The organism is Mesorhizobium sp. P2_D5, assembly GCF_056404355.1.
Genome location: NZ_JBFUEE010000003.1, coordinates 150,601 through 164,183, shown reverse-complemented (window position 1 = coordinate 164,183; position 13,583 = coordinate 150,601). Strand labels below are relative to the sequence as shown.

11 protein-coding genes are annotated in these 13,583 nt (G+C 60.9%); all 11 read left to right on the top strand.

The features are described 5' to 3' along the window. Positions 1-179 precede the first annotated feature (179 nt). The 11 genes from AC1DYW_RS13940 (at position 180) to AC1DYW_RS13890 (ending at position 13,538) form a co-directional block, all read left to right on the top strand. Positions 180-1,079, top strand: coding sequence for a DeoR/GlpR family DNA-binding transcription regulator (locus AC1DYW_RS13940; RefSeq protein ID WP_477226584.1), 900 nt, complete (start codon positions 180-182; stop codon positions 1,077-1,079). Continuing rightward, entirely contained in the window at positions 1,021-2,160 is a 1,140-nt protein-coding gene (locus AC1DYW_RS13935) for a four-carbon acid sugar kinase family protein (protein WP_477226583.1), read from the top strand. Before AC1DYW_RS13940 ends, AC1DYW_RS13935 begins: the two co-directional genes overlap by 59 nt. A gap of 226 nt (positions 2,161-2,386) precedes the next feature. Then, positions 2,387-3,418 (top strand): 4-hydroxythreonine-4-phosphate dehydrogenase PdxA, encoded by a 1,032-nt coding sequence (pdxA, locus tag AC1DYW_RS13930; RefSeq protein ID WP_477226582.1) that lies wholly within the window; start codon positions 2,387-2,389, stop codon positions 3,416-3,418. A 41-nt stretch (positions 3,419-3,459) separates the two neighbouring features. After that, positions 3,460-4,950, top strand: coding sequence for an aldehyde dehydrogenase (gene aldA, locus AC1DYW_RS13925; RefSeq protein ID WP_477226581.1), 1,491 nt, complete (start codon positions 3,460-3,462; stop codon positions 4,948-4,950). A gap of 75 nt (positions 4,951-5,025) precedes the next feature. Beyond that, positions 5,026-6,168: a substrate-binding domain-containing protein gene (locus tag AC1DYW_RS13920; protein WP_477226580.1), complete on the top strand. Its 1,143-nt coding sequence runs from the start codon at positions 5,026-5,028 to the stop codon at positions 6,166-6,168. A gap of 64 nt (positions 6,169-6,232) precedes the next feature. Beyond that, positions 6,233-7,816 (top strand): sugar ABC transporter ATP-binding protein, encoded by a 1,584-nt coding sequence (locus tag AC1DYW_RS13915; RefSeq protein WP_477226579.1) that lies wholly within the window; start codon positions 6,233-6,235, stop codon positions 7,814-7,816. After that, positions 7,813-8,760 carry an ABC transporter permease gene (locus AC1DYW_RS13910; RefSeq protein ID WP_477226578.1) on the top strand — a complete coding sequence of 316 codons (948 nt, stop codon included), beginning with the start codon at positions 7,813-7,815 and terminating at the stop codon, positions 8,758-8,760. Before AC1DYW_RS13915 ends, AC1DYW_RS13910 begins: the two co-directional genes overlap by 4 nt. Before the next feature lie 124 nt (positions 8,761-8,884). Continuing rightward, on the top strand, positions 8,885-10,000 hold the full coding sequence (locus AC1DYW_RS13905; protein WP_457154889.1) for a sugar ABC transporter substrate-binding protein: 1,116 nt from the start codon (positions 8,885-8,887) through the stop codon (positions 9,998-10,000). Between the two features lie 60 nt (positions 10,001-10,060). Next, positions 10,061-11,584, top strand: a complete 1,524-nt coding sequence (locus AC1DYW_RS13900; RefSeq protein WP_477226577.1) for a sugar ABC transporter ATP-binding protein — start codon at positions 10,061-10,063, stop codon at positions 11,582-11,584. Continuing rightward, a complete protein-coding gene (locus AC1DYW_RS13895) occupies positions 11,581-12,543 on the top strand; it encodes an ABC transporter permease (RefSeq protein WP_477226576.1) in 963 nt (320 codons plus the stop codon). The genes AC1DYW_RS13900 and AC1DYW_RS13895 overlap by 4 nt, the downstream gene beginning before the upstream one ends. Next, positions 12,543-13,538, top strand: a complete 996-nt coding sequence (locus tag AC1DYW_RS13890) for an ABC transporter permease (RefSeq protein ID WP_477226575.1) — start codon at positions 12,543-12,545, stop codon at positions 13,536-13,538. The genes AC1DYW_RS13895 and AC1DYW_RS13890 overlap by 1 nt, the downstream gene beginning before the upstream one ends. The last annotated feature ends 45 nt before the right edge of the window (positions 13,539-13,583 follow it).

Sequence of the window (13,583 nt, the reverse complement as noted above, 5' to 3'; positions counted from 1 at the left end):
CACTTGATTACCATATGCGGTCAAAATCAGTCAAAATAATTCTAAGTCAGCCAAAAACGATAGCAATTCGCCCACCAAGGTGACAAATCATTGGGCTCGCCTGAGGGATTCGTGATATTCGCGATGCAGAGCGCTGTGATTCAGGCGAGCGCGTTGCGACACCATGCGGAGATGCGAACGTGGCAAGGAATGTTCGAAAATCAGCGGCGGAGGACATGGCGCCTGTCGTGTCCGGCGGGTCATGGGAAGACGACGGCGGGCGCGGACGGGTCGATCTGATTCCGGCCAAGCGTCACGCCTTCATTCTCGAATGCCTGAAACGAGAAGGAGCCGTCGGCGTCCAGGAACTCATCGATCTCATCGGCGCGTCGCCTTCGACGATCCGTCGCGATCTCGAGACGCTTGAAAGGCAAGGAGCGTTGGAGCGAACGCATGGCGGGGCGATGCTTCAACGCACGGAACTGGCCACCTTCGAGCCGGATCTCGCCACTGCAGCGCATTTCGCCAGGGCCGAGAAAGAGGCCATAGGCGCTGCCATGATGTCGGAGCTTCGAGCTGGCCAGAGCGTCATTTTCGACGCAAGCACGACCGTTCTGGAAGTCGCCCGCGCCATCGCTGCGGCGCCTATCCCGCTTACGGCCGTGACCAACAGCCTTGCGATCGCGCAGATCCTTGCACCTGTGCCGGAAGTACGCCTGGTCATGCCTGGAGGCACCTGCAAGCCTGGTTCGCTGACCCTTATCGGCCAGCCTGGCGAGAATTTCCTGCGAACCATTCACGCCGACATAGCCATTCTGGGGACGCATGCCATCACCGGCGACATGCTCACGGAGACCTCCCTGGAGGTTGCGGCAATGAAGCAGGCGATGATCGCCGCGGCGCGCCGCGTCGTCGTGCTTGCCGACCATTCGAAGTTCACTGCGCCCAATTTTTGCACCATCTGCCGTCTGGCCGACATCCACCAGATCATTACCGACGAGGGCATCGATCAGGCTCACCTCACCAATCTTCGAACGCTCGATGTGGACGTCAGGGTCGTGCGCGTCAGCCGTTCGGGTTCTTCAGTTGAGCGCTCTTGAGGCTATGGATATCCGGGTCGTCGCGGACGACCTGACCGGGGCCCTGGACAGCGCGGTTTCCTTCGCATCGCCTGGGAATGGCATTGGGGTCAGCTGGCAGCTGGACCGTACGTTTGCGGGGCGTATGGCTATCGATGCCGCCACCCGGGAGGGGCCAGTGGCGACGGCCGTCGAGCGACACCGGACGCTTGCGCCATGGCTTGCCGCCGGACACCTGAGTTTCAAGAAGATCGACAGCCTCTTGCGCGGCCACGTCATCGCCGAAATCGAGGCCTGCATCCTCAACGGGGCGTACCAGCGCGTTGTTCTGGCACCTGCGTTCCCATTTCAGGGACGTGTTACGCGCCTTGGGCGCCAATGGCGACTCGATCAACCCGAAATGGTAGGTCCCGACCTTGTTGCCGGTCTAGGCCAGCGCTTTCCGGCTGGGCGTTCAACACCAGGGTCACGCCCAGTTGATTTCATCACACTCTATGACGCCGAAACGGATGCGGACCTGGACAAGATCGTCGCGACGGTGCCGGAGGGCGCGACGTTGTGGGTCGGTACTGGCGGCTTGGCGGCGGCACTTGCACGGCACATGAATGCGCCACACAAGCCTGTTCCTGCGTTTTCCGCCCCATTCCTGGCCCTTGTCGGCACAAATCATGAGGTCACGGCGGGACAGGTAGCCCTCTTTGCCGCCAGGCATGCAGATGCGCATATCGTCGTGGAACACGACGTCGACAAAGCGAAAATGCGTTTGGCGAAACGGATGATGCGCGGGGAGCCGTCGGCTGTCAGCGTCGTTGCATCGGGCGATCGCCACGTCGTGGCAGATCATATCGGCAAGGTGTTTGCCTCGCTTCTCGCGGGCTTGCCAAAGCCCGGCACCTTGCTCGTCACTGGCGGTGAAACATTGCGATCGGTGTGCGACAGCCTGGGTGCCGTCGAACTCACGGTCGAATGCGAGATTGAGCCAGGGCTTCCGGTTTCCAGAGTCAAAGGCGGCGTTTTCGAGGGGCTAGCCACAATTTCGAAATCTGGCGCATTCGGCGACAGTGCCCTGCTCTGCAGGCTCGCGGCTCTCGCGCGTCGCTGATCAAGACAATCGCCGGCCAAGCACCGGCGGGTCCATCCCCGCCGGTCAAATGGCGTCAAACGATGTCTCAGCAGCCGAATACACCGGGATCGCACCCACGGAGAGGCAGGCAAACAGCCGGATTTTCACCATTCAGGTGATTACGAATGACTGAAAAAGAAAACTATTGCGCATTCATGGTTAGAAGGATTAGAAGATGATCACAATTGACCGATTAGGGGCGTTTATGTCTGGTCCAAGACTCGGCATCACAATGGGTGATCCTGCGGGCATCGGCCCTGAGATCATCGCAAAGGCATGCGCACGGCTGAAACCGCGCCTTGCCGAAGGATCGTTGTCGCTTCTCATTATCGGCAGCGTCACCGCGATGCGTGCAATGGAGTCGATTTCCGGGCGCATCGAGGAGGAAGATCCGTCGGCTTCCGCCGCTGGGACTTTTCCGCCTGTAGCCCTTCTCGAAGCCGGCCCCGAACGGACACCCATTGAAACGGGCGTCATGTCGGCCGAAGGCGGGCGCCTCGCCTATCTGGCGATCGAAAAAGCTGTTCGCCTTGCACAGGCCGGTTCAATTGCAGGCATCGTCACGGCTCCCCTCAACAAGGAAGCGCTCAATCTGGCCGGCTATCACTATGCCGGTCACACCGACATGCTGGCAGATCTGACAGGCGCCCGCGATTCCGTGATGATGCTGGCCCATGGCGACTTTCGCGTCAGCCATGTCTCGACCCACGTAGCGCTCGCACAGGTTCCGTCGAAACTGACCGAACCTCGGTTGCGGCGGGTAATCCAGTTGACGGTCGAGGCGTTGCACGGCCTTGGCATTGCCCATCCCCGCATTGCGATTGCCGCGCTCAATCCGCACGCCGGCGAAGGCGGCATTTTCGGTCGTGAGGATATCGACATCACGACCCCCGTCGTCGCTTCCTACACGCCCGCCGATTTTACGGTGTTTGGGCCTGTTCCGGGCGATACGGTTTTCGTCAAGTTGCGCGCCCGCCAGTATGACGCGGTGGTCGCGATGTATCACGATCAGGGCCATGTCCCGGTGAAACTGCTCGGCTTCAACGTCGATCCCGCGACCGGTCAGTGGAAGGCGCTCTCCGGTGTCAATGTCACGCTCGGCCTTCCGATCATCCGCACCTCCGTCGATCACGGCACGGCCTTCGACATCGCCGGCAAGGGCATCGCCAACGAGGACAGTCTTATCGAAGCGATCGAGTTCGCGGTCCAAATGGCCGCGGCAAAATCCAACCCTTAGGCGTCGGCACGCCTGCAACGCACGCAGAAGCGGATTGAACCATGGCTGTAGAAGACAAAAAGTCCCATCTCATGTTGATCGACGGGAGGTTTGTCTCCGGCGAAGCCGGCACGCGCCCGGTGATCAATCCGGCCAACGGCAAGGCCTTTGTCGACGTGCCCGAGGCAAGCCCAGGTCAGGCTCGCCAGGCGATAGAAGCCGCCCGCAAGGCGCAGAAGGCTTGGGGGCTCAAATCACCTCTTGCCCGTGCGGCGATCATGAAGCGGATCGCGGTCTTGATCCGGCAGAACGCCCGACACCTGGCCGAGGTGGTGGTCAGGGAACAAGGCAAACCGATCAATGAAGCAATAGGTGAAGTCGGCGGCGCGGCCGAGTTCTTCGACTACTACGCCGAGTTTGCCCGTCGCATTCAAGGTGAGATCCTGCCATCCGACTATGCGGGAGAGCAGGTCTGGATCCAGCGCGTGCCTGTAGGCGTCGTCGCCGCCATTATTCCGTGGAATTACCCGAGCGCCCTGGTCAGCCGAAAGGTGGCGCCCGCCATGATCGCCGGCGACACCATCGTCCTCAAGCCGCACGAAGACACGCCACTATCGGCACTCGAAATGGGTCGCATCTTCGTCGAAGCGGGCGTGCCCGCCGGCGTGGTCAACATCATAACAGGACGAGGTGAAACCATAGGCGAAGTGCTCTGCACGGAACCCGGAATCGACCTCATCACCATGACGGGAAGCGTGCCGACCGGCAAGCGCATCATGGCCAACGCTTCGCGCAATCTGACGCCGGTTTCGCTGGAGCTCGGCGGCAAGGCGCCATTCATCGTCCTGGCCGATGCCGATCTCGACCTGGCAGTGCGTTCGGCAGCCACCTCGCGCTACATGAATTGCGGACAAGTCTGCATCTGCAACGAACGCACGCTCGTACATCGTTCGATTTACGATCAGTTCGTCACGCGCTTCGTGGAATTCTCCAAGTCGCTCGTCGTCGGTGATCCGATGCAGGCAAACACCGATATCGGCCCCAAGGTCAGCCGTGAGGAGTTGGAAAAGGTCGAGGCGGTTCTTGCCGAAGCCGTCGCAGGTGGCGCCAGGCTCGCTCTCGCCGGTGGCCGCCCGACCAAGGCGCCGATCGATGGCGGCTACTGGCTCAATCCGACCGTATTGACCGATGTGACGCCCGACATGCCGATCATGACGCGCGAAATCTTCGGCCCGGTCGTGCCGATCATGCCCTTCGACACCTTCGAGGAAGCGGTCAGCATCACCAATGCCAGTCGCTATGGCCTGTCGGCCTATCTTTTCACCAATGATCTGAGCCGCGTCATGAACGCCGTCAACGAGGTTTCGTTCGGTGAGATCTACGTCAACCGGATTGGACCGGAAATGCTGCAGGGTTTCCATGTCGGCTTCCGCGAAAGCGGACTGGGCGGTGACGACGGCGTGCATGGGCTCGAGAGCTACATGCGCAAGAAGACGGTCTACGTGAATTACTCGGGTGCCGCCACGGCGGCATTGATGCCTTACGGGCGCTGACACCGCCCAACCAGCACGACCAGCCAGGTCGCCACCCGGCCGATACGGCCGTTTCATATGATCGGGAGGAATGAAATGCACTATCGTGGAGTTATGGCGGCCGCTTTGGCCGTGGCGCTGTCAGGAATGGCCGCATCCTCGGCGATCGCCGATGACACCATTCCACCTGAGGCAAAGGCCTTGCTCGAGCCGCTGCCCCTGTCGCCGAGGGGCCAACCCGTCCCGGGCTTTCCGGACGGCCCGCCGGCGGTGTCGCCAGATGTGCTAAAATTTTCGGCCGACGACCTTGCCAAGCTCAAGGCCGGAAAGTTCACCGCAGGACTGGTGATGCATACCATGGATGCGGGCTGGCCCCAGTTGCAGGTCGCCGGAATCACCAACACACTCAAGGACTTTGGCATCGAAGTTGTCGGAACCACCGACGCCAAGTTCCAGCCCGGCCAGCAAATCAGCGATCTCGAGCAGATGATTGCCCGTAAGCCGGATGTGATCTTCTCGATCCCGATCGATCCGAAGTCTGAATCCGAAGCTTACAAGAAGGCGGCAGCGGCCGGCATCAAGCTGGTTTTCATGGACAATGTCCCGGTCGATATGGCGCCGGGCAAGGACTATGTGTCCGTCGTCGCCTCCGACAATGAGAAGAACGCCTATTTCGCCGCGCAGGAACTTGTAAGTGCGATTGGCGGCAAGGGCGAGGTCGGCGTCATCACGCTGGTTTATGACTATTACTACTCCGTTGCGGCCCGCAAGGTCGGCGCACTGAAGGCCTTCGGCGAACATCCCGACATCAAGGTCGCGGATGTCGGCACCTTCACCGCGCCGGAGAAGGCCTACGAGGTTGCCACCGCCATGTTGACGGCGCATCCCGACATGAAGGGCATTTTCGTTGCCTGGGACACGCCTGCCCAGCAAGTCGTGGCCGCGGCCAAGACACTCGGACGCGATATCGTCGTCACCACGAATGACATCGCCGCGGACAGCGCGCTGAACGTTGCGCGTGGCGAATTTCTGGCCGTAGGCGCGCAGCGTCCCTACGACCAGGGCGTCGCCGAGGCCAAGGCGGCCGCGCTTGCGTTGCTTGGACATGAGGTCCCGCCATACATTTCGGTGCCGACATTGCGCGTCAAGAAGCTCGACCTCCTCAGTGCCCTCAAGCAGGTCACAAAGGAAGATGCGCCGGCTTCGGTGGTGAAAATCTGCAACGGCGGGTGCTTCTAGCTCCTTCTTTCGCCGGCGGGCCGCAGCAGTCCGCCGGCGCTCCCCGAGCGATCGAGAAATCGTCATGCCCGAAGTGACAACTTCAACGTCCCAGAACGCTATCGTAACGATGCAACGCATCGGCAAGTCGTTTGGCGCCAACCGCGTTCTTTCGGACATCTCGTTCGATGTCATGGCCGGTGAAACGCATGCACTGCTCGGCGAAAACGGCGCGGGCAAGTCGACGCTCATGAAGATTCTCATGGGAGCGTATCGAACGGATGAAGGCCGGATTCTGTTTGACGGACAGGATGTCACCGCCTTGTCGCTTCGAGAGAGGATCGATCGCGGGATCGCGATGATCTTCCAGGAACTGAGCGTCTTGCCGAACCGTTCGGTTGCCGAGAACCTCTTTATCCTTCGCGAGCCCCTCGCCTTTGGCCGGCGTGTCGACAGCAGAAAAATGGTTCGCGACGCTCGGGCTTTGATCGAGCGCTATGCATTCTCACTCGACGCTTTGGCGCGGGTGGGCGATCTGGCCTTCGCCCAACGCCAGATGGTCGAGATCCTCAAGGCGATTTCGCGGGGCGCCAAGCTGCTCGTGATGGATGAGCCGACTTCATCTCTGACCATCCACGAGGAGGAAACGCTCTTTCGCACCATCGGCCAGCTCAAGCAGAACGGGATCGGCATCGTCTACATCAGCCATCGCATGGCCGATGTGCTGCGGCTTTCGGATCGCATCTCGATCATCAAGGATGGACGACTGGTTGGCCCGCTTGATCCGAGCAAGACATCCATCGAAGATATCGCCGCGATGATGTCGCGGCCAAAGGGCCAGACGCCTTTGCCAGCCGCCGCAGCGCCCGCGACGCGCCGTCCGGCAACGGCTGCGGGAACCCCTGCCCTGGAAGTCAGCAATCTTGCCACGTCACGCAAGCTGGATGGCGTATCGCTTTCGATCGACCCAGGTGAGATCGTCGGCCTTGCCGGGCTTGTCGGCAGCGGACGGTCGACCTTGGCCAAGGCCTTGTTCGGCGTCCTTCCCGATGTATCGGGCGACATCGCCGTCGCGGGTGAACCGGTTCGGCTGGGCAGTGTCACCGGGGCCATCGCTGCCGGTATCGCGCTTGTTCCGGAAGACCGCCGGCTCGAAGGTCTTGTAGGCGGGCGCTCTATCGAGGAGAACCTCTCGCTTCCCCGCCTTTCCGATTTCTCGCTGGCGGGTCCGTTCGGGCCGATGGCGAAGGCCCGGATGACGGCTCTGTTCAGACAATGCCGAGACGATCTCAATATCCTGTGTCGCGGTCCCTTGCAGAAAGCCCAGGAACTTTCGGGCGGCAATCAGCAGAAGATCGTCTTCGCCAAATGGCTGGCAATGAAACCGAAGCTGTTGATCCTCGACGAACCCACCTCGGGCGTCGACATCAATGCCAAGCGCGATATGCGCGAACTTGTGCGTCGTACAGCCGGCGAAGGCGTCGCCGTGCTGCTCGTTTCTTCGGAACTCGAGGAACTCCTGGATCTGTCCGATCGCATTCTTGTGATGGCGGATGGACGGATCACGCGCAGCATCGGTCAAGCGCATGACGAGACAGGACTTCGCGCGATGCTGCAGGCCGAGGCCGCCAGACAAACCAGCATACGCGCCCAGGGAGTTGCAGCATGAACCAGTCGTCGATGCCCTTGCGCGCAAGTGCAATGAATTTCTTACGCGATCACATCACCTATGTAATCTTCCTGGCTATCACCCTCTATTTCGTCCTGTTTGCTCCCCACTTCGCTTCTGTCTCAACTGCAGGCGCGGTTTTGCGCATCACAGCCATCGTCTCCGCAATGGCGATCGGCATGACGTTCGTGATCATCTGCGGTGAAATCGACCTCTCGGTCGGATCCCTCGCCAGCTTTTCAGGGATGATCGGAGCGCTGTTGCTCGAGCAGAATGTCCCGACCTATGTCGCCGCAGTTCTGGTCCTGGGCGCCGGCGCGGCGATAGGAGCGACCTCGGGCATCCTTGTTACAAAATTGCGCATTCCCTCGTTTCTCGTAACGCTTGGCATGCTCTCCATCTTTTCCGGATTGGCACTAACGATCACCGGCACTCGGCCGGTGTCTATTGTCGATGATGATTTTTCGAACCTGTTCTGGAACGGCAGTTTTCTAGGCATCCAGGCGCCAATCTGGTGGACCATCGTCCTGACCGCGGGCGGCTACTATCTCTTGCACCAGATGCCCTATGGCAGGCGTGTTTATGCGACTGGCGGAAATGCCATAGCCGCCCGCTTTTCCGGAGTGCGCACGGACGGCGTCAAGATCTTTGCCTTTGTCCTGTCGGGCATGACCGCGTCCCTTGCAGGCATGATGCTCGCGGCCCGCTCGACGGCCGGCAATCCCAGCCTGGGAGCGGGTCTTGAACTCGACGTCATCGCGGCCGTGATCATAGGCGGGACAAGTCTCTTCGGCGGCTATGGATCAATTGTCGGTTCCGTCGTCGGTGCAATCTTCATTGGAATTCTCGGCTTTGGTCTTCTCGTGCTCGGTCTTTCCACCAGCATCCAGGAGGTGATCAAGGGAGCCATCATCATCATTGCCGTCTCGTTGAACCGGCGTTGAAGGCAGCAGAACCCATGATCCGACCATGTGCGCTCATTCCAAGAATTCGGCCTCCGCGGCGGTAACTGCGGGGGGATCAATTTGAAAACCGGCGATGGTCGCCGACAGACGGGAGGAAAATGAAATGAAAAGACGTATTGCACTTCTGATGATGGGCGCTCTTGCAGCATCCACCGCAATGTTCACAAGCGCCTGGGCGCAGGACACCTACAAGCCCGACTGCTACGCTTCTGCGCCAGACAGTGCTTCGGTGATCTCGTATCCGAAGAAGTCCGGGCCCTACAAGATTGCCTTGGTCAACGGCTATGTCGGCAACGATTGGCGTGCCAACTCCATCCAGACCGCCAAAGCCTGGGGCGCCCGTCCCGAGAACAAGTCCAAGCTGTCCGAACTGAAGATCATATCGGTAGGCAACGATTCCACGGCGCAGATCTCTGCGATCGACAACTTCATCGCCGCCGGCTACGACGCCGTGATCATCAATGCCGTCAATCCCACCGCCTTCGACGCAGTCGTGAGGCGTGCCAAGCAAGCCGGTGTGGTGCTGGTCACCTATGACAACGTCCTCGATTCCGACCAGGTCGTGCAGATCAATGAAAACCAGGTCGAACTGGGCCGGATCAAGGCGCAGGCCGTGGTCGATGGCATCAAGGCCAAGAAGGGCAATGTTTCGGGTCAGGTTCTGGAAATCGATGGCGTCCCCGGCAACAGCGTCGACCGCGACAACCAAGCGGGCTTCAGCGAGGTCTTCTCCAAGTACCCCGATCTAAAGGCGGTCAAGGTCGAGGGCGACTGGGACGTGGGTACGGCGTCGAAAGTGACGTCCGACGCCATCGCCACCAACGGCAATTTTGACGGCATCGTTGTCCAGGAGGGCTCCGTTGGCGCGCTCGAGGCGCTGGCCGCAGCGAAGCACCCGGTCGTCCCGGTCGGCTTCGACGCCGGCAACGGCACGCGGATGCTGGTCAACAAAGGCAAGTACCCGGGGATCACCGCCGCCCAGGCGCCGGCGTTGGCCGCGATGGCGCTGGAGGCCTCGGTCGTGCTGCTGGAAGGCAACGCGCTGCCCCAGAAGGTTTTCCTGCCTATCCCGCAGAAGAACAATGCGGACCTGGCGGAGGGCCAGGATTTCTACCCCAACCTGCCTAAGACCTTCTACACGGCCACCGGCTTTCCGCAGTGCTTCCCCGTATTCACGCCGGATGAGCTGAACGGCCAGACGGCCGATAACGCCAACTAGGCAATGACACACGAACCTGGCCGGCGTCTGCGCCGGCTAGGTCGACGGCAGGGAGCGCGCATGGCCGACCGCTATGTTGAACTGAAATCGGTGTCGAAATCCTACGGTGGCGTTCCGGCGTTGACCATGGTGGATTTCCGCTGCGAGCCGGGACGCGTGCACGCCATTCTCGGCGAAAATGGCGCCGGCAAATCAACACTGATGAAATTGTTGGCCGGTGTCATCCAGCCGGACTCAGGAACGATCTCCATCGGCGGGCAGACGGTGCGCTTTTCCTCGCCGCGCGAGGCGGCCGAACAGGGCACTGTCTGCATGTTCCAGGAACTGTCGCTGATGCCGCACCTTTCGGTCGGCGACAACATCGTGCTTGCCGCCCCACGCACCCGGATGGGATTGATCGAGCGCGGCGTTTATCGTGAGGCGCGCGAGGCGCTGGACCTCGTAGGGGCCAAGTCGATCCCGCTCGGCGCCCGAGTCTCGGGCCTGTCGCTGTCCGAACGCCAGCTTGTGGAAATCGCCAAGGCCGTGTTCCGCAAGCCCAAGCTTCTTATCCTTGACGAGGCGACCTCGGCGTTGACCAGCGAACTCGTCGAAACGGTGTTCGGTGTCCTCAGAATGCTGAAGGAGCAGGGCGTCGCGATCCTTTTCATCTCGCATCGCATGCACGAGGTCGACGCCATCGCCGACCGCATATCCGTCTTCCGCAACGGCAAGCATATCGAGACCTTCGACGTCGGCGCGCGCACGACCGATGAGATCGTAGGCCTGATGATCGGCCGCTCGCTGGAAGAGCTGTTTCCGCCGCGCCGCCCGCCTGTGCCCGACACGGCGCCGATCGTTCTGGATGTGTCGAACGTCAGTTGGCAAAGCCAGCTTGTCGACGTGTCGCTTGCCGCGCGCGCCGGCGAAATCGTCGGGCTCGGCGGTTTGGACGCGCAGGGACAGCAGCAGGTCATGCATGCTGTCTTCGGTGTGCTGCGCGGCGTGACGGGCCGCATCACGCTCAATGGCAAGCGACTGAATGGTCTGCAGCCGCCGAGGGTGAAGCAATCCGATATCGGTCTGGCGCTCGTGCCTGAGGATCGCAAGACCGAAGGGTTGATCCCCAGCATGTCGGTGGCGCAAAACCTGCGCTTGGCGTTTCTCGGGCGCGCCCCCTTCGGCCTGCTCGACCTGAACGGCAACAACGAGGCCCGGCTCCAAGAACTGATCGAACGGCTGGCACTGACCTACGGTTCGCTCGACGACCCCGTCTCGACGCTGTCGGGCGGCAACCAGCAGAAGGTGGTGCTGGCCAAATGGCTGGTGTTGTCGCCCAAATGTCTGCTGCTGATGGACCCGACACGCGGCATTGACCTGCCGACCAAGGCTCAGATCTACAGGCTGCTCACCGACCTGGCGGCCGAGGGGATGGCTGTGATCCTGCAATCGACCGACTATGAGGAACTTATCCACTTGTGCGACCGGGTCTATGTCTTCTACCGGGGCAGTGTGGCCAAGGAACTAAAGGGCGATCAGCTATCCGCCGATGCGCTCATCGCCGCCTCGATGAACGTGCACCTTCACGCTGAGGCCCGAGCATGATGACCTGGCTACGCCAAAACGCAAAGGAAGCGATTGCTGCGCTCGCGCTGGTGATACTTTTCGCCGGCTATATAGCCATCCATCCACGCGGCTTTTCAACCTATGTGGTTACCATCTGGTCGAACCAGGGGACATTGCTTGGGCTTGCCGCGATCGCTCAGTTCTTTGTGGTTCTGGTCAAGGGAATCGATCTGTCGGTAGGGTCTATTATTGCGCTGACCAACGTGGTGGCCTCGTTCCTTCTCAATGGATCTCCGACCTCGATTGCCCTTGGTATGATTGCAGTGCTGGCCGTCGGGGTGGCTTGCGGGCTGGTGAATGGGATCGTGGTTGTCTATGGCCGGGTGCAGCCTATCGTCACCACCCTTGCGACGGGTGGCATCTTCGGCGGCATCGCTCTGCTTCTGCGGCCTACGCCCGGAGGCAGCATCAATGAGACGATGTCAGATGCGCTCACCTATGCAGTGGCGGGCGCCCCGGTCTCGGCGATCATTCTTGTCATCGTTCTTGTCGCTCTGATGGTCCTTCTGCGCCGGTCGGACATCGGTCTCGGCCTCTATGCTGTCGGATCGTCGGAACAGTCGGCTTACATGACCGGCCTTCGCGTGAACCGGCTCAAGCTCATCGCCTACGGCAGCAGCGGCTTTATCGCGGCCCTTGCCGGCATCTATGTCAGCATGGTCACGCTTACTGGCGATCCCAATATCGCGCCGTCCTACACGCTGAACTCGATCGGCGCCATCGTGTTGGGCGGAGTGGCGTTGAGCGGTGGCGTCGGCAGCCCCATCGGCGCCGTTATCGGTGCTTTGATCCTCAAGACGATCTCGTCGCTGATGTTCTTCTCCGGGCTGCCGCCGTTGGCGCAACCGTTCTTCGAGGGATTGATCCTCGCAACCGCAATTGCACTCGGCGCGCTCGGCGTTTTCCGGGTGCGCAGCCGGCTTGAGTTGTACCGCTGATGACTGATGCAGCCGCACGAAGCGCTACGTCCTACAAATCCCGTCGCTGGCTAAGCCGGGACCACGTATCGGTCCTGCTGATTGCGCTGGGCTGCGTCGCTCTGCTGTTGGGCGGTTCGCTGTTGTACCCCGGCTTCCTGAAGCCCGGCTACATTCTACAGCAGCTTCAGATCGCCGCCTTTCTTGGTATCATCGCAACCGGTGCCATGCTGGTGATCCTGCTGGGCGAGATCGACCTTTCGGTGCCGTGGACGATCACTGGCACGGCGATTGTCGTCATCTCGGCCTCTGGCAGCTCCAATCCCGTGATCGCCAGCCTGGCAATTCCGCTGGGCCTATGCTTTGGGATGGGTGTTGGGCTCTTGAACGCCATCGGTGTTGCCGTTTTTCGCGTACCCGCGATGGTCTGGACGCTAGCGGTCAACGCCATGCTGCTTGGCGCCACGGTTTTCTACACCGGAAACAGCCGTCCCAACGGCGAGGTCCCCTGGCTGGCGACGCAGGCGGCGATCGGTCGGACCTTCGGCATCCCCAACGCCTTTCTCGTATGGCTCGGTGTCGCCGTGATCACAGTCTGGATGCTCCGGCGTACCGTCTATGGCAACTACCTCTATGCACTGGGCAATTCGCGACGTGCAGTGTTTCTTGCCGGGGCGCGGGTGCGTCTGGTAACAGTGGCGACCTTCGTCCTTGCCGGAGTGTTTTCGAGTTTCGGCGCTATCCTGCTGCTCGGCTACACCAACCAGGCCTATCAGGGCATGGGCGACCCTTATCTTATGCCGGTCATCTCGGCTGTGGTGGTCGGGGGAACCTCCATTCAGGGTGGTCGAGGGAACTATGTCGGCACCTTCGCCGGTGCGATCTTCATCACGCTTCTGTCGTCGATCCTTTCGGTGATGCAGATGCCCGCTGCCGCGCGCGAGATGATCTTCGGTGCGATCATCCTGGTCATGCTGCTTGTCCACGGTCTCACCAATAAGAACCAGGACATCTGAACGCTCCTGGCGGAGCCGGAAGCTGCATGTCGCCAATCCGACCTA